The organism is Zemynaea arenosa, from assembly GCF_004614185.1.
GTDB lineage: Bacteria > Pseudomonadota > Gammaproteobacteria > Burkholderiales > Burkholderiaceae_D > Telluria > Telluria arenosa.
The window spans coordinates 26,997-42,251 of record NZ_SPVF01000253.1; the positions used below are offsets into that span (position 1 = coordinate 26,997).

At 67.0% G+C, this 15,255-nt stretch carries 15 protein-coding genes and 1 tRNA gene; 3 read left to right on the forward strand and 13 right to left on the reverse strand.

Annotation, left to right across the window (positions count from 1 at the left end):
- Positions 1-43: 43 nt before the first annotated feature.
- Both aat and E4L96_RS20365 read right to left on the reverse strand, forming a co-directional pair.
- On the reverse strand, positions 44-778 hold the full coding sequence (aat, locus tag E4L96_RS20360; RefSeq protein ID WP_135209047.1) for a leucyl/phenylalanyl-tRNA--protein transferase: 735 nt from the start codon (positions 776-778) through the stop codon (positions 44-46).
- Positions 779-781: 3 nt separating this feature from the next.
- Entirely contained in the window at positions 782-1,360 is a 579-nt protein-coding gene (locus tag E4L96_RS20365; RefSeq protein ID WP_135209048.1) for an NUDIX hydrolase, read from the reverse strand.
- Positions 1,361-1,489: 129 nt separating this feature from the next.
- On the opposite strand from E4L96_RS20365, the gene E4L96_RS20370 reads away from it, so the two are divergent.
- Positions 1,490-1,566: transfer RNA gene (locus E4L96_RS20370), tRNA-Met, on the forward strand.
- 76 nt (positions 1,567-1,642) lie between these two features.
- Here the strand turns inward: E4L96_RS20370 and E4L96_RS20375 are convergent.
- Positions 1,643-1,879 carry a hypothetical protein gene (locus E4L96_RS20375; RefSeq protein WP_135209049.1) on the reverse strand — a complete coding sequence of 79 codons (237 nt, stop codon included), beginning with the start codon at positions 1,877-1,879 and terminating at the stop codon, positions 1,643-1,645.
- A gap of 148 nt (positions 1,880-2,027) precedes the next feature.
- Between E4L96_RS20375 and E4L96_RS20380 the strand changes: the two genes are divergently transcribed.
- Entirely contained in the window at positions 2,028-4,499 is a 2,472-nt protein-coding gene (locus E4L96_RS20380) for a hybrid sensor histidine kinase/response regulator (RefSeq protein ID WP_135209050.1), read from the forward strand.
- A gap of 7 nt (positions 4,500-4,506) precedes the next feature.
- Here the strand turns inward: E4L96_RS20380 and E4L96_RS20385 are convergent, their stop codons facing one another.
- The 3 genes from E4L96_RS20385 to E4L96_RS20395 all read right to left on the reverse strand — a co-directional run bounded on the left by E4L96_RS20385 (position 4,507) and on the right by E4L96_RS20395 (position 7,391).
- A complete protein-coding gene (locus tag E4L96_RS20385; protein ID WP_135209051.1) occupies positions 4,507-5,388 on the reverse strand; it encodes a DNA-3-methyladenine glycosylase 2 in 882 nt (293 codons plus the stop codon).
- Position 5,389: 1 nt separating this feature from the next.
- Positions 5,390-6,280, reverse strand: a complete 891-nt coding sequence (locus E4L96_RS20390; RefSeq protein WP_135209052.1) for a DMT family transporter — start codon at positions 6,278-6,280, stop codon at positions 5,390-5,392.
- A gap of 94 nt (positions 6,281-6,374) precedes the next feature.
- Positions 6,375-7,391, reverse strand: a complete 1,017-nt coding sequence (locus E4L96_RS20395; protein ID WP_135209053.1) for an XdhC family protein — start codon at positions 7,389-7,391, stop codon at positions 6,375-6,377.
- 20 nt (positions 7,392-7,411) lie between these two features.
- Here E4L96_RS20395 and E4L96_RS23915 point away from each other — a divergent pair, with 20 nt between their 5' ends.
- Entirely contained in the window at positions 7,412-7,549 is a 138-nt protein-coding gene (locus tag E4L96_RS23915; RefSeq protein WP_167758761.1) for a hypothetical protein, read from the forward strand.
- 23 nt (positions 7,550-7,572) lie between these two features.
- Here the strand turns inward: E4L96_RS23915 and E4L96_RS20400 are convergent, their stop codons facing one another.
- The 7 genes from E4L96_RS20400 to E4L96_RS20430 are packed head-to-tail and all read right to left on the reverse strand — an operon-like array spanning position 7,573 to position 15,250.
- Positions 7,573-8,037 carry a surface-adhesin E family protein gene (locus E4L96_RS20400; protein ID WP_135209054.1) on the reverse strand — a complete coding sequence of 155 codons (465 nt, stop codon included), beginning with the start codon at positions 8,035-8,037 and terminating at the stop codon, positions 7,573-7,575.
- 2 nt (positions 8,038-8,039) lie between these two features.
- Complete coding sequence (locus E4L96_RS20405; protein ID WP_135209055.1) at positions 8,040-9,110, reverse strand: M48 family metallopeptidase; 1,071 nt, start codon at positions 9,108-9,110, stop codon at positions 8,040-8,042.
- Between the two features lie 33 nt (positions 9,111-9,143).
- Complete coding sequence (gene dut, locus E4L96_RS20410; protein ID WP_135209056.1) at positions 9,144-9,593, reverse strand: dUTP diphosphatase; 450 nt, start codon at positions 9,591-9,593, stop codon at positions 9,144-9,146.
- 26 nt (positions 9,594-9,619) lie between these two features.
- Positions 9,620-10,840, reverse strand: a complete 1,221-nt coding sequence (coaBC, locus tag E4L96_RS20415) for a bifunctional phosphopantothenoylcysteine decarboxylase/phosphopantothenate--cysteine ligase CoaBC (RefSeq protein ID WP_135209081.1) — start codon at positions 10,838-10,840, stop codon at positions 9,620-9,622.
- An 18-nt stretch (positions 10,841-10,858) separates the two neighbouring features.
- Positions 10,859-11,386 (reverse strand): signal peptidase II, encoded by a 528-nt coding sequence (gene lspA, locus E4L96_RS20420; protein WP_135209057.1) that lies wholly within the window; start codon positions 11,384-11,386, stop codon positions 10,859-10,861.
- Between the two features lie 24 nt (positions 11,387-11,410).
- Positions 11,411-14,290, reverse strand: a complete 2,880-nt coding sequence (gene ileS, locus E4L96_RS20425) for an isoleucine--tRNA ligase (RefSeq protein WP_135209058.1) — start codon at positions 14,288-14,290, stop codon at positions 11,411-11,413.
- A gap of 9 nt (positions 14,291-14,299) precedes the next feature.
- On the reverse strand, positions 14,300-15,250 hold the full coding sequence (locus E4L96_RS20430; protein ID WP_135209059.1) for a bifunctional riboflavin kinase/FAD synthetase: 951 nt from the start codon (positions 15,248-15,250) through the stop codon (positions 14,300-14,302).
- Positions 15,251-15,255: the final 5 nt, after the last annotated feature.

Genomic DNA, 15,255 nt, shown 5'->3' on the forward strand with positions numbered 1-15,255 from the left:
ATGGGCGACAAGTGCAGCCTATTTTAACGAAAGATCGGGCCCGCTATTGTGCGGCATTTAGCGGAGCGAGCGGTTTCCAGTTCTCGATGGGGGGCGCGTCGATTGCGTGGCGCAGATGCGCCAGGAATTGGTCGCGGGGGATGGGGGCGGCGCCCAGGGATGCGAGGTGGGCCGTCTCCTGCTGGCAGTCGATCATCTTGACGCCGTGGCTGCGCAGGAAGGCGACCAGGAAGGCGAGGGCGATCTTGGAGCCGTCGGTCACGCGGGCGAACATCGATTCGCCGTAGAACATGCGGCCGATGCAGACCCCATAGGCCCCGCCGACCAGCTCGCCGTGGTGCCACAGCTCGGACGAATGCGCGTAACCCATCCGGTGCAGGCCCGAATACCCCGCCACGATGTCCTCGGAAATCCAGGTGCCCGGCCCGTCGCGGCGCGGCTCGGCGCAGGCACGCATCACGTCCTCGAAGGCGCTGTCAAAGCGCACCTCCCATTCGCGCGGCGCGGGCCCGGCCATGCTGCGCTCGACCTTGCGGATGGCCTTCTTCAGGCTCGCCGATATATGGAACTGGCCGGTCCACAGCACCATGCGCGGGTCGGTGCTCCACCACAGGATGGGCTGGCCCTCGGAAAACCACGGGAAGATGCCTTGCCGGTAAGCCTGCAGCAGCCGCGCCGGCGACAGGTCGGCTCCCGCGGCCAGCAGCCCGGGCGCATCCACGGTCAAGGCCTCGGACACGTCCGGAAAGGGCGTATTCGTTTCAAGCCACGGGATCATGGATCAGGCGAGTTCTGGACTGCGCATCGGGCGCACGATGTCGTGGCTGTGGAAGCCGTAGCTGCCACCCTGCGCCACGCGCGCGCGGTCGGCAAAGAACAGTTCCAGCGTCTTGCGAATGGTGGGGAAGGCCAGGTCGTCCCAGGGAATCTCGTGCTCGGCGAACAGCTGGGCCTCCAGGCTTTCGATGCCCGGCGCAAAGTCCAGGTCCAGCAGGCGCGCCAGGTAGAACATGTGGACCTGGTGCACGTGCACCACGTTCAGCAAGGTGAACAGGTCGCCGATCTCGATGTTGGCCCCGGCTTCCTCTTCCGTTTCCCGCACCGCCGCCTGGGCCGTGGTTTCCTCGTTCTCCATGAACCCCGCCGGCAAGGTCCAGTAGCCAAAGCGCGGCTCGATGGCGCGCTTGCACAGCAGGATCTTGAGCTCGCCGTCGCGCTCCCACACGGGGATGGAGCCGATGACGAGCTTCGGGTTCTGGTAGTGAATCGCGGAACACTGCGCGCACACGTAGCGCGGCCGGTTATCCCCCTCGGGGATCACCAGCGCGACCGGATGGGCGCATTCGGAACAGAATTTCATGGACGGGACTTTCTCGGATCTACTTGTACTTTACACCAAGCGGAAACCATTGCGGTTCCGCTATCGCACATAAGCTTCAGATTGACATTGCCTAATGTGGGAAAGGCGCGTATAATTCATTTCATCAGACGCGGGGTGGAGCAGTCTGGCAGCTCGTCGGGCTCATAACCCGAAGGTCACAGGTTCAAATCCTGTCCCCGCAACCAAATTCAAAAAGCCGCTGCTTCGCAAGAATCAGCGGCTTTTTCCTTTTCCGGTCGGGGCTGGCCGGGCGCGGTGCGGTCAGTTCAGCAGGGGCGGCTTGCGGGTGGTGACTTCCAGCAGGGACAGGGTGGCGCCGCTGGCCGGGTCGAGCACGGCAATTTCGTGTCCGAGTTCCAGTTGTTGAAAGATCATGTGGGTGAGCCTGAGGGCTTCGCCCACGGCGTCGGTGTTGGCGTCCAGCTGCATGGTGCTGCGCAGGTAGCCAACGATTTCCAGTTCTTCATCGGTGAGGTTCATGCTGACGGTCGTGTACATGGGCCGCTCCGGAGTGAGGTCGAGTCTCTCAGACTAGCGCGGCGGCAACATGTTGGCGTCGGCGCAGGTCAACGAATCGGCGGACAGGCCGGTATGGGCGAGCTAGAATGCAAGTCTTGCTCATCTTGCTAATTGGATACCGACCGTGGTGGATAAGGACAGTCCGGCGCAGGGCGGCGTCATCGGCGGCGGCACTGCGGGTGCCTTCCTGCGCGCGCATGCGTGGGAGAACGATCCGCTGGGGGCGCCGGACAGCTGGCCGGATTGGCTGCGCGGGCAGGTGAATACCCTGCTGGCGGCGCCCGTTCCCATGGCGCTGGTGGTGGCCGGCCACGGACGCGTATTCTGCAATGATGCGTTTGCAGAGGCGTGCGGCCTGCCGGGCGCGGAAGCCGACCTGCTGGCGCTGGAGCGGCTGCCAGGAATCGACGCGCTGGCCGCGGCGATCGACGCCGCAGCGCGCGGGACGGTCCGGATCGTCGTGGTGAGCCAAGGCCGACGCAGCGGCGCGGACAGCGCAAACTGCGGCGACGCGGCGAGCGCAGACAGCGACGGCGCGGCGAGCTCAGCCAGCGGCAGCGGCGACACCGGCGGTTGCGGCGACAGCAGCACCGGCACGGACGACGTGCGCTGTGGCGGGGCGCAGGTGCAGCTGAGCTGCGTGCCGGTGTTCGATGGCACGCGGGTGCAAGGAGTGCTGCTGTTGGCGGCACCGGTGGCGGTGCCTGTGCCGGCGCCGTCGCCGCTCGACAATCTCGCGCGGCTGCATGAGCTGTTCGACCTCGCGCCCGGCCCCATCGCCATCCTGAGCGGCCCCGAACACCGCTACGTCTTCTCGAACCGTGCCAACAGCGCCTACACCGGCGGCCTCGCACTGGAAGGCCGCGCCGTGCGCGAGTTGTTCCCGCCTGAACTGATCGCGCAATTCGTCGGCCTGCTCGATAACGTCTACCGCACCGGCGAGCCGCTGGTCGGCCGCGCCACTGCCGTGGATTTGCCGGCCCCCGAGGGCGGCACGCGCCGCGTGTACCTCGATTTCGTCTACCACCCGATCCGCAACGACAACGGTGAAATTGTCGGCATCTTCCATCAGGCGTCCGACGTCACGGCCGCCGTGGTGGCCAACGAAGCCCTGCGCCTGAGCGAACAGCGCCTGCGCGAGGGCGCCACCGCCGCGCGCATGGTGGCGTGGGAGTGGGACCTGCGCACCGGCACGGTCACCTGCTCCGACAACGCCAGGGAGATCCTGGGCTACGACCTGGCCGACGTCGAGGAGCGCTGGAAGCAGGTGGTGCCGGAAGATGTGGACCAGCTGCGCTCCGCGTTCGCCGAGGCCATCGCCGGCGACGGCAACCTGAAAGTGATCTCGCGCCGCATCCGCCCCGACGATGGCCGTGTGATCTGGGTCGACAACCGCGGTACCGTGGTGCGCGATGACGCAGGCGCGGCCATCGCCGTGCGCGGCATCACCGTCGACGTGACCGAGCGCGTGGCCGCCGAGCAGGAGCTGCAGGCCGCCAACCGCCGCAAGGACGAATTCCTCGCCATGCTCGCGCACGAGCTGCGCAACCCGCTCGCACCCATCGCCACCGCGGCCATGCTGCTCAAGCTCCCTGAGGTCGACACCGCCCGCGCGCGCCACGCCGTCGACGTGATCGACCGGCAGGTGCGCCACATGACGGCGCTGGTCGACGACCTGCTGGATGTCTCGCGCGTCACCCGCGGCCTGGTGCAGCTGGAGATGGCGCCGTGCGAACTCGGTGCCATCGCGGCCAGCGCGGTCGAACAATCACGGCCCCTGATCGAAGCGCGTGGCCACCGGCTGGACCTTCGCGCGGACCTGGAAGCCAGCTGGGTGCTGGGTGAACGCACGCGGCTCGTGCAAGTCATCGCCAACCTGTTGAATAACGCCGCCAAGTACACACCGCCGGGCGGCCAGATCGTGCTGGAACTGGGCGGTTCCGACAGCACTGTGACCGTCACGGTGCGCGACAACGGCAGCGGCATCGAGGCCGCACTGCTACCGCGCGTGTTCGACCTGTTCAGCCAGGGCGAGCGGACACCCGACCGTTCACAGGGCGGCCTCGGGATCGGTCTCGCACTGGTACAGCGGCTGGTGCAGCTGCATGGCGGCTCGGTCACGGCGCGCAGCGCGGGCCGCGGCCAGGGCAGCACGTTCACAGTGACGCTGCCGCGCGTGGCCGCAGGCGCGGAGCGCATGCCCGACGCAGGCGCGCGCGTGGCGGCGCAGCCGCGCAACATCGTCGTCGTGGACGACCATGCCGACGGCGGTACCCTGCTGGCCAGCTGGCTGCGCACGCAAGGCCATCGCGTCACGCTGCACGCGTCGGCGCGCAGCGCCCTGGAATCGGACCAGGTGGCGCAGGCGGAGATGTTCGTGCTCGATATCGGCCTGCCTGATATGGACGGCTACACGCTGGCCACCGCCCTGCGTGGGCGCGCGGCACCGCATGCCGTGTTCGTGGCGCTCACCGGCTACGGCAGGCAGCAGGACCGCGAGCGCTCCCTGGCCGCGGGCTTTCACCATCATCTGGTCAAGCCGGTGCATGCGCCGCATCTGCTGGAGCTGATCGCCGCGCTGGGTGCACGCACCACCTAGTTTTCGCTTACTCGTGCGCGAGGCTGGCCCACAGATGGGCCGCCGTCATGGTCCGGTGCGGGCTGAATTGCGCCAGCCAGCGCTCGGTCTCGGCGATGTCCGGCCGCTCCTCCGTACCCAGCACGCGCTGCATGGCGGTGCGGATCGCGACGTCGCCGTGCAGCGAGCAGTCGGCGTAGCCATAGCCGCGCAGCAGCGCATAGTTCACCGTCCACGGGCCGATGCCCTTGATCGACAGGAGGGTGGCCATCGTCTCGTCCAGATCGTGATTGCGGTCCAGCGTGACTGCGCCCTCGGCGACCATGCGTGCGAGGCGGAGCAGGGTCTCCGCTTTTGCACGCGAGAACTTGCGGCTGGTGAGCTCATCGAGGTCCAGCCGCGCCACGTCCTGCGCCTCCGGATAGCACCACAAGCCGCTGCTGTGCTGGCGGCCCGCCTGCAGGATGAAAGTGCGGCGCAGCGCGATGGCGAAGGTCAGGTTGATCTGCTGGCCGATGATGGCCCAGGTCAGCGCCTCGAAGATCGTCGCGGACTGCACGATGCGCAGGCCCTTGTGCTGGCGCGCCAGTGCGCCGAGGTGCGGATGGGCGCGTGCGAACTTCAGGAAGGGCGCCGGATCGATGCGCAGGCCAAGGATATTGAGCAGCGCATCATCGGCCAACGCGCGCGCCGACTTGCTCAGACGGCCGTCATGGTCGATGACACAGACCGCTTCCGCTGGCGTGAAGGCCACATCCAGCACCACGGGCACGCCCGCCAGCAGCAAGCCCTTGCGCAGGCCACCGCCGCGCACCTGCTCGGCCACGCCTTCCACGTCGCGGCTGTGGAAGGCGAGGATATCCGCCACGCGATAGGCGCGCGGCAGGGGAATACGCACAGTGGTGGCCATGTCAGCGCGCCGCGGCCGGTGCGGTGCCCGGCCAGCGCGGGCGGAAACCTGTCACCAGCATCGTGCCTGCGATCGTGATCGCCGCGCCGGCGATGGTGTACCAGCCGATCACCTCATGCAGGAATAGCGCGCCCCACAGGATGCCGAACAGCGGGTTCAGGAATGTCACCGTGAGCGCCGACGTCGGCCCAACATCGGCGATCAGCTTGAAGTAGATAAGGTAGGCGATGCCGCTGCACATGACGCCCAGCGCAATGGCCGCGCCGAGGGTTCCCGGCGTGGCGGGTGCGGGCTGCGGGAAGAAGGGCAGGGCGGGCAGCACCAGCAGGGTCGAGGCCCACATGCTGCCGTGCGCATTGGCGAACGGTTCCACGCTCCTGGCGCTCTTGGCGTAGGTGCTGGCAATCGAATAGCAGAAGGCGGCGGCGAGCCCCGCGGCGATGGCGATGCCAGCGCCCGGGCGGGACGTCACGCTGTCAAAGCCCACCAGCACCGCCACCCCGATGGTCCCCAGGACGAGGCCCAGCAGCGTGCGCGCGGCGATCCCCTGGCGCAGGTACAGGGCGGCGATCAGGGCACCGAACATGGGCGCAGTCGCATTCAGCACCGACAGCACGGAGGCCGACAGCGTGCGTGCGGCGAAGGCGAACAGCAGGAAGGGCAGGGCGGAGTTGAAGAAGCCCAGCATCAGGTAGTGTTTCCAGTGTGCGCCGAGGTCGAGCCGCTTCTTGAGGAACCAGCCGATCGCCAGCAGGAACAGCGAGGCCGAGGCGACCCGGTATTCGATCAGCACCGCTGGCCCAAGCACGGGCGCGGCGATGCGCATGAAGAGGAAGGAGCTGCCCCAGATGGCGGCCAGCAGGACGAGGCGGAGGAAGTTTGCGGAGTTCATGGGGATGAGTATGCGGCACCGCGCTGCGGCCGCGCTATGCAAATCTTGCCTTTGAATTTCAAGAACGCGCCAAAGTCATCGGCGGACCGCTGCCTCAGATTGTGCAGCCGGCGTTCGATTCGGCTTGCTGGCGGGCCAGCGCGTCGGCGTGCTGCACCTGCAATTCCTGCGGCACGCCGTTCTTCACAGCCGTCATCTCCGCCATGATGGAGACCGCAATCTCCGCCGGCGTCTTGCTGCCGATGTACAGCCCAATCGGCCCATGCAGCCGCGCGATCTGCTCGTCCGTCAGGTCAAACTCCTTGAGCCGCTCGCGCCGTTTGGCATTGTTGGCGCGCGATCCGATGGCGCCGATGTAAAAGGCGGGTGACTTCAAGGCTTCCATCAGGGCGAGGTCGTCGAGCTTGGGGTCATGCGTGAGCGCAACGACCGCGCTGCGATGGTCCAGCCGCATGTCGATCACCAGGTCATCCGGCATCGCATGCACCGGCTCGATGCCCGGCAGGTTCCAGGTGGCGCGGTATTCCTCGCGCGGATCGCAGACCGTGACGTGGTAGTCCATCGCGCTGGCCATCTGCGCCAGGATGCGCGAGAGCTGGCCCGCGCCAATGATGAGCAGCCGCCAGCGCGGTCCATGGATCGTCGTCAGCACACCATCGCGCACCTCGAGCTGCATGCCGGGTGCGGCGGTATCCAGGGCGGCCGCGCCGGTCTGCAAATTCACGTGCCGTGCCACCAGCTGGTGCTGCTCCAGCCGCTCCAGGAGCTGGTCGATGCCGCTGTCGCGGCCTATCGGTTCGATGGCCAGTTCGATGGTGCCGCCGCAGGGCAGGCCGAAGCGGTGCGCTTCGTCCGCGGTGATGCCGTACTTGACCAGCTCCGGAACCGTGCGCGTGATGCCGTGCGCGCGTACGCGCTCGATCAGGTCATCCTCGATGCAGCCGCCGGACACGGAACCGACCACGCGCCCATCGTCGCAGATCGCGAGCGTGGCGCCGATCGGGCGCGGGCTCGACCCCCAGGTCTTGACGACCGTGACCAGCTCCGCGCGGTGCCCCTCGGCGATCCAGGCGGAGGCGGTTTTCAGAACTTCGAGGTCAATGCTGTCCATCGTTCGCTTATACTGGGCGGATGGACAATGATACAGAAAAGGGCGAACGCGCGTCGCCGAGGTTTGGTTTGCTGCTGGCGGTGTGCGTGGGCACGGTGGCGCTGCTGGGCGTATTGACCTACGTGATGGCGACCTACTTCCCGAACTTCCCCGGCTAGCGCGCGCCGCGCGGCGACTCGCGCTACTTTTTCTTCGGCGCCGCCGCCGCTGCCGCCGCCTCGGCCTTCGCGGCATCGTCCTTCGCGACCTTGCAGACCACCTGCATGGCGCCATCGTTCACGCTGTCCGGCACCACTTCATCCGGCGTGAACTTCTCGAAGCGGATCGTCTGCACGGCTTCGCCGAGGCCTTTGGCATCGGCATAGAACACCTGCATGAGAAGCGTGGCGGTGCGGTCCTCGCAGGAGTAGAGATTCAGGGCCTTGACGGCGCGGTAGGGTTTGCCGTCCGGCGTCATGTGCTGGGCGGCGGGCGCCTCCAGCGTCCAGGCCTTGTACGAAGCGCCCGAGCGCACGATGCTGCTGCGGTCGATGGCAGCGCTCGCGCCGGGTGGCGCAGGCAGCTTGCTCCATTGCGCCGCCTGGGCCAGCCCGGGCAGCGCGAGCAGCGCAGGCAATGCCAGTGCGGCGAGCACCGGGCGGTTCATCGTCAGGGCACCAGCGGCTGCTTGGCCGCGCGCTTGGACTTGACCTCGCCTTGCGCCTTGGCGATGGCCGCCAGGCGCGCCTGCGTGGACGGGTGGTTGGCCACGTACCCGTTCAGCACCGAGGCCGGGTAGGCCGCCGCCAGGCGCTTCCAGAAGTCGTCGATGCCATCGACCTTGTAGCCCGCGCGGGCGACCAGGAAGACGGCCAGGTTGTCCGCCGCGGCGTCGGCCTCGGACGGCATGGCCTTGATGCCGCCGCTGCCGATCAGCATGGACAGGTCCGGGCGCACGCTCACCAGGTTGTCGATGAGGGACCCGAGGGTGCCGGTCTGGCGCTGCGACTGTGCGTGGCCCAGCAGGTTGTGCGCCATGCCGCGTGCCAGCACATAGGCCAGTTCGTCGTTGTTCTGGGTGAAGTTCATCATCCCGCGGGTGACCAGTACGCGGTTGCCGTCGGCGTAGGAGTTGACGTTGTCCGCGTTCCCCAGCTCGATGGCGAAGGCACAGGCGCGCGTGACCGGCACCGGCACGTCGCGCTGGTCGCCATCGCGATTGATCGTCAGGTTGATGGTGGCCTTGCTGGACACCAGCGGACCAAAGACCGAACCGGCCAGGGTCGATGCATTGGCGCCGGTCGGCAGCGGCTTGCCCTCCGCCGCCACCAGGCCATCGCCGCGCTTGAGGCCCGCGTGGGCCGCACCGCTGCCCGCCAGCACACCGGTCACCTGCAACTGGTCGCCCATGTTGAACGCCAGGTGCGAGGCCTCGTTGTATTCACCGGGATAGTAGAACCGGTTCTTGGCCGTGAAGCCGAGCAGGTTGCGGGCGTGCGACTTGCACAGCTCCGCGTTCTGGATGAGGAGCGGCGCGGCCACCTGGTACAGGCGGTCCTGCAGGGCTGCGACCTTGGTCAGGTACTCGACATTGGCCGCCATCTTCGGCGAGATGGCCGGGGCGCCCGGTTCGCTGGGCTGCTGCGCCGCGGGCACGCCGGGTGCGGTGGGCGGTTTGGTGGCGCAGGCGGCCAACAGGATGGCGGTCGAAACGGCCAGCAGTGCAAGCCTACGGGTCATGATTGCTCCTCTTTTTGTTGTTTGCGTCTAGCTTTAATGTTTGCCGGTGCTGCCGAAGCCTCCCGCACCGCGCGCGCTTTCGTCGAAATCCTCGACCACCTTGAAGCCGACCTGCAGCACCGGCACGATGACCAGCTGTGCGAGGCGGTCCATGGGCTGCAGCGTAAAGGCCTGCTGCCCGCGGTTCCAGGTCGAGACCATGAGCTGGCCCTGGTAGTCGCTGTCGATCAAGCCTACCAGATTCCCCAGCACAATGCCGCTCTTATGGCCGAGCCCAGAGCGGGGCAGGATCATGGCCGCGTAGCCCGGATCGGCGATGTGGATCGCGAGGCCCGTGGGCACCAGCACCGTGGCACCGGGTTCGAGCACGACCGGCTGGTCGATGCAGGCGCGCAGGTCCAGGCCCGCGCTGCCGGGGGTGGCGTAGGAAGGCAGGTAGTCCTTCATGCGCGGGTCGATGATCTTGAGGTCGATGGTCTTCATGGTTCGGGGTCTACGCGCAGGGCGCGTTATTTCAGGAGCGAGCGCTTGTCGAGGCGCTTGGCGATTTCGCAGATCAGCTGGCGCGCGAGCGTGAGCTTGTCGGCGCGCGGCAGCACGGTGTGGCCGTCGTCGTCGAACAGGACGATCTGGTTGTCGTCCTGGCCAAAGGTGTGGTGGCCGATGTTCCCGACCAAAAGCGGGATGCCCTTGCGTTCGCGCTTGGCGGCGCCGTATTCCACCAGGTTTTCGGATTCGGCCGCAAAACCGACGCAGTAGGGCCAGCCGGAGAGCGAGGTGGTGGCGGCCACGGAGGCCAGGATATCCGGGTTTTCCTCGAATTCCAGGTGCGGCGTTTCGCCGCCGGCCTGCTTCTTCATTTTCTGGTCGGATGCGTTGGACACGCGCCAGTCCGCGACCGCGGCCACGCCGATGAACACATGCTGTCCGTGGACCGCATCCATTACCGCCTCGCTCATCTGGCGCGCGCTGATGACGTTCACGCGGCGCACGCCGTGCGGCGTGGGCAGGGCGGTGGGGCCGGAGACCAGGATGACTTCCGCCCCCGCTTCGCGCGCCGCGCGGGCGATGGCATAGCCCATCTTGCCGGACGACAGATTGGTGATGCCGCGCACCGGGTCGATGGCTTCGAAGGTCGGCCCGGCGGTGATCAGGACGCGCTTGCCCTCCAGGACCTTGGGCTGGAAGGACGCGATCAGTTCATCGACCAGCTCCTGCGGCTCCAGCATGCGGCCCAGGCCCACTTCGCCACAGGCCTGGTCGCCGGACGCGGGGCCGAACAGGCAAACGCCGTCGGCCTTGATCTGCGCGACGTTGCGCTGGGTGGCGGGGTTGGACCACATCTCCACGTTCATCGCCGGCGCCACCAGCAGCGGCACGCGGCGCGGACGCGCCACGCACATGGTGGACAGCAGGTCGTCGCAGGCGCCATGCGCCAGCTTGCGGATAAAGTCCGCGGAGCAGGGCGCGATCAGGATCGCGTCCGCGTCGCGCGTGGTGTCGATATGGGCCATGTTGTTGGCCACGCGCGGGTCCCACTGGTCGCTGTAGACCGGCTGGCCGGACAGGGCCTGCATGGTGACCGGCGTGATGAAGTGGCAGGCCGCGTCGGTCATCACGACCTGCACGGACGCGCCTTCCTTCACCAGCGCGCGGCACAGCTCCGCGGCCTTGTAGCAGGCCACGCCGCCGGACAGGCCCAGTACGATGCGCTTGCCTCTCAGGTCCATCGTCATGCCGGTCTCCCGTCAGTGTTTGTTCACGCGCCGCAGCTCGTCCAGGATGAACAGCGCGGCACCGATGGTGATGGCGGTATCGGCGATATTAAAGGCCGGGAAGTGGTGGCCCGCCCAGTGGAAGTCCAGGAAGTCCACCACGTGGCCGTACACCACGCGGTCGATCACGTTGCCGATGGCGCCGCCCATGATCAGCGCGAGCGACCAGCAGAACAGCCGCTGGCCCGCGTGCTTGCGCAGCAGGAGGATGATGAAGACCACGGCCGCGATGCCGATGCCGGTGAAGAAGTAGCGCTGCCACCCGCTCTCGAAGGCGAGGAAGCTGAAGGCTGCGCCCTTGTTGTAGGCCAGGACCAGGTTGAAGAAGCTGGTGATGGGTTTTTCTTCACCATACAGGAACAGCTTGTTGACGACGATCTTCGACAGCTGGTCCGCCAGGATCACGATGGAGGCGATGCCGAGCCAGGGCGACAGCGAGGTGCTGCCGCCGCTGGAGCGGGAGGCGGAGAAGGTCGGCTTGGATGCTTTTTTGGTGGCCATGGGTGCTTTCGGGTCTCGTCTCGATCAAGCGTAGCGGCGTGGTTCGCCATTGCCAAACAGGTTGGCGAAGCAGCGACCGCACAGGCCCGCGTGCTCGGCGTGGCTGCCCACATCGGCGCGGTAGTGCCAGCAGCGCTCGCACTTGGCGTCCTGCGACGGGGTGACGACGATGGCTTCCTCGGCTTCCGTCGCCACCTGTTCGACCTTGGCCTGCGAGGTGATGAAGATAAACTTGAGGTCGTCGTCCAGGCTCGCCAGCGCGGCGTACTTGTCACCGGCGGCCTTGATCGTGAGTTCGGCCTGCAGCGAGGAGCCGATGGCGCCGGACATCCGCACCTCTTCCATCTGCTTGGTCACCTCGGCGCGCACCGCGAGCAGGGTGCCGTACTTGGCCAGCAGGGCTTCGGCATCGGCGACCTGCGGGATCTCCCAGAAGGTCTGGGTGAAGATGGTCTCGTCGCTGGCAGCATAGCCGTCCGCGCCCGCGAACACGGCCCACGCTTCCTCTGCCGTGAACGACAGCATCGGCGCCATGATGCGCAGCACGGCGTGCGTGATGTGCCACAGCGCGGTCTGCGCGGAGCGGCGCGCCACCGAGTCCGCGCCGGTGGTGTACAGGCGGTCCTTCAGCACGTCCAGGTAGAAGCCGCCCAGGAATTCGGAGCAGTAATTCTGCAGCTTGGCGACGATCGGGTGGAACTCGTAGACCTCGTAGTGCGCCTGGATCTCGCGCTGCAGCTGGTCCAGGTTGGCCAGCGCGAAGCGGTCGATCTCCAGCAGCCCGGCGAGCGGCACGGCCTGCGTCTTCGGGTCGAAGTCCGAGGTGTTCGCGAGCAGGAAGCGCAGCGTGTTGCGGATGCGGCGATACGACTCGGTCACGCGCTTGAGGATCTCGTCCGAGATCGCCAGTTCGCCCGAGTAGTCGGTGGAGGCGATCCACAGGCGCAGGATGTCTGCGCCCAGGGTGCTGGAGATCTTGTCCGGTGCCAGCGTGTTCCCGAGCGACTTGGACATCTTCTTGCCCTCGCCGTCCACGGTGAAGCCGTGGGTCAGCAGCGCCTTGTACGGCGCGCGGCCATTGAGCATCGAGGACGTCAGCAGGGACGAGTGGAACCAGCCGCGGTGCTGGTCCGAGCCTTCCAGGTACAGGTCGGCCGGGAATAGCTCGGCGCCCCCGCCAGATTGCGCCGCGTGCGAGCCACGCAGCACCGTCTGGTGGGTGGTGCCGGAGTCGAACCAGACGTCCAGCGTGTCCTTGTTCTTGACGTAGTTGTCGGCGTCCGCGCCCAGCAGGTCTTTCGGGTCCAGGGTCTGCCAGGCGTCGATGCCGTTCTTTTCGATCAGCTGCGCGACCTGCTCCAGCAGCTCCGGCGTGCGCGGATGCAGCTCGCCCGTCACCTTGTGGACGAAGAAGGCCATCGGCACGCCCCACTGGCGCTGGCGCGAGAGGGTCCAGTCCGGGCGGTTGGCGATCATGCCGTGCAGGCGCGCCTTGCCCCAGCTCGGGAAGAACTGGGTCTCGTCCACGCTGCGCAGGGCGGTCTGGCGCAGGGTTTCGCCGCCGGCTTTCGGATGCAGGTCCATGCCTGCGAACCACTGCGAGGTGGCGCGATAGATGATCGGGGTCTTGTGGCGCCAGCAGTGCATGTAGCTGTGGTCGAACATCTTCAGTTCGAACAGCGCGCCTTCCGAGCGCAGCGCTTCGCAGATCGGCTTCGAGGCTTCCCAGATCGTCATGCCCGCGAACAGGGGCAGGGTGGGCGCGAACTTGCCGTCACCCATCACCGGCGTGAGGATGGCGTCGTCCTTCATGCCGTGCGATTTGCAGGACACGAAGTCTTCCAGGCCGTACGCGGGCGCGGAGTGCACGATGCCGGTGCCGCTATCGGTGGTCACGTATTCGGCCAGGTAGACCGGCGCCAGGCGGTCGTAGAACGGGTCCTTGCGGTACAGCGGATGGTGGAACTTGATGTCCGCCAGCGCGGCGCCGTGGCAGGAACCGATGGTGGTGCCTTCCAGCTTGTAGCGGCCCAGGCATTCCTCGACCAGCTGCTGCGCGAGGATCAGCAGCAGCGGCTGGCCGTCACGCTCGGTCTGCACCAGCGCGTAAGTCACTTCCGGGTGCACGTTGAGCGCCTGGTTGGACGGGATGGTCCAGGGGGTGGTGGTCCAGATGATAATGAAGCCGTCGCTGGCCGGCAGCTGCTCCAGGCCGAAGGCGGCAGCGATCTTGTCCGGCTCCGCGAACGGGAAGCCGACGTCGATGGCCGGGTCGCGCTTGTCCTGGTATTCGACTTCGGCCTCGGCGAGGGCCGACTGGCAGTCGAAGCACCAGTTCACGGGCTTGAGGCCGCGGTAGACGTAGCCTTTCTCCAGCAGCGTGCCGAGGGCGCGCAGCTCGTCGGCTTCGTTCCCGTACGCCATGGTCTTGTACGGGTTCTCCCACTCGCCCAGCACGCCCAGGCGGATGAAGCCGGTGCGCTGGCGGTCGATCTGCTCTTCCGCGTAGGCGCGCGCCTTGGTCAGCACCTCGGCGGTCGGCAGGTTCTTGCCGTACTGTTTTTCGATCTGGATCTCGATCGGCATGCCGTGGCAATCCCAGCCCGGCACATAGGGCGCGTCGAAGCCGGCGATGGTGCGCGACTTGACCACCATGTCCTTGAGGATCTTGTTGACCGCGTGGCCGAGGTGGATGTCGCCGTTGGCGTACGGCGGGCCGTCATGCAGCACGAACATCGGGCGGCCCTTGGCGGCCTTGCGGATGCGGTGATAAATCTGCTTGTCCTGCCATTGCTTGACCCAGCCCGGCTCGCGCTTGGCAAGGTCGCCGCGCATGGGGAAGGGGGTGTCCGGCATGTTGACCGGGTATTTGCTTTCGGGTTTCTTGGCGGGCTTATCGGACATGACGATCCATCAGGCAGTGTGTGTATTTTCGAAATAGCGGCGGGCAATGGCGGCGTCGTTGCGGATGGCTTCGACCAGCGGGTCCAGGCCATCGTACTTTTCCTCATCGCGGATTTTTTGCAGGAACTCGACGCGCACCAGCTTGCCGTAGCAGGCTGCGCTCCAGTCGAACAGGTGGACTTCCAGCAGCATGCGGCCGGAGTCTTCCACCGTGGGGCGCACGCCGAGGCTGGCGACGCCGTGCACGGGCCGCTCGGCCAGGCCGTGCACCTGCACGACGAACACGCCCCACAGCGCCGGGCGGTGCGCCACGCGCAGGTTGAGCGTCGGGAACCCGAGCGTGCGGCCCAGCTTGGCGCCGTGGATGACGTGGCCGGACATCGCATAGCCATGGCCGAGCAATTCCTTGGCCTGCACGAAGTCGCCCTCGGCCAGCGCCGCGCGTACGGCCGAACTGGAAATGCGCACGTCGCCGTGCATCACGGTCGGCAGAGTGTGGACTTCGAAGCCGAACTCGCGCCCGGCCTCGGCCAGCATGGCGACGTTGCCGGCGCGCTTGGCGCCGTAGCAGAAATCGTCCCCGACCATCAGCCATTTGACGTGCAGGCCCTGCACCAGGATCCGTTCGGTGAACTCCTGCGGACTCATGGACGCGAAGTGGGCGTTGAAGTGTTCGACGATCACGCGGTCGATGCCGGCCCGCTGCAGCGAACCGAGCTTGTCGCGCAAGTTGGCGATGCGGCTGGGCGCCCTGGACAGGTCGCCCATCTTTTGCGCGAAGAACTCGCGCGGATGCGGCTCGAAGGTCATCACCGCCGCTTCCAGGTTCATGCGGTCGGCGGCGGCGCGCACGTGCGCCAGCAGGGCCTGGTGGCCGCGATGGACGCCGTCGAAGTTGCCGATCGTGAGCGCGCAGGGGGCGCGGGCACGGTCGTTGGGGAGGCCGCGGAAGACTTGCATGCGAT

What these genes read in the sequence shown, in the direction of transcription:
- aat (WP_135209047.1), bottom strand. Translation starts at nt 778, where the DNA reads ATGATCCCGTGGCTTGAAACGAATACGCCCTTTCCGGACGTGTCCGAG.
- E4L96_RS20365 (WP_135209048.1), bottom strand. Translation starts at nt 1,360, where the DNA reads ATGAAATTCTGTTCCGAATGCGCCCATCCGGTCGCGCTGGTGATCCCC.
- E4L96_RS20375 (WP_135209049.1), bottom strand. Translation starts at nt 1,879, where the DNA reads ATGTACACGACCGTCAGCATGAACCTCACCGATGAAGAACTGGAAATC.
- E4L96_RS20385 (WP_135209051.1), bottom strand. Translation starts at nt 5,388, where the DNA reads ATGGCCACCACTGTGCGTATTCCCCTGCCGCGCGCCTATCGCGTGGCG.
- E4L96_RS20390 (WP_135209052.1), bottom strand. Translation starts at nt 6,280, where the DNA reads ATGAACTCCGCAAACTTCCTCCGCCTCGTCCTGCTGGCCGCCATCTGG.
- E4L96_RS20395 (WP_135209053.1), bottom strand. Translation starts at nt 7,391, where the DNA reads ATGGACAGCATTGACCTCGAAGTTCTGAAAACCGCCTCCGCCTGGATC.
- E4L96_RS23915 (WP_167758761.1), top strand. Translation starts at nt 7,412, where the DNA reads ATGGACAATGATACAGAAAAGGGCGAACGCGCGTCGCCGAGGTTTGGT.
- E4L96_RS20400 (WP_135209054.1), bottom strand. Translation starts at nt 8,037, where the DNA reads ATGAACCGCCCGGTGCTCGCCGCACTGGCATTGCCTGCGCTGCTCGCG.
- E4L96_RS20405 (WP_135209055.1), bottom strand. Translation starts at nt 9,110, where the DNA reads ATGACCCGTAGGCTTGCACTGCTGGCCGTTTCGACCGCCATCCTGTTG.
- dut (WP_135209056.1), bottom strand. Translation starts at nt 9,593, where the DNA reads ATGAAGACCATCGACCTCAAGATCATCGACCCGCGCATGAAGGACTAC.
- coaBC (WP_135209081.1), bottom strand. Translation starts at nt 10,840, where the DNA reads ATGGACCTGAGAGGCAAGCGCATCGTACTGGGCCTGTCCGGCGGCGTG.
- lspA (WP_135209057.1), bottom strand. Translation starts at nt 11,386, where the DNA reads ATGGCCACCAAAAAAGCATCCAAGCCGACCTTCTCCGCCTCCCGCTCC.
- ileS (WP_135209058.1), bottom strand. Translation starts at nt 14,290, where the DNA reads ATGTCCGATAAGCCCGCCAAGAAACCCGAAAGCAAATACCCGGTCAAC.
- E4L96_RS20430 (WP_135209059.1), bottom strand. Translation starts at nt 15,250, where the DNA reads ATGCAAGTCTTCCGCGGCCTCCCCAACGACCGTGCCCGCGCCCCCTGC.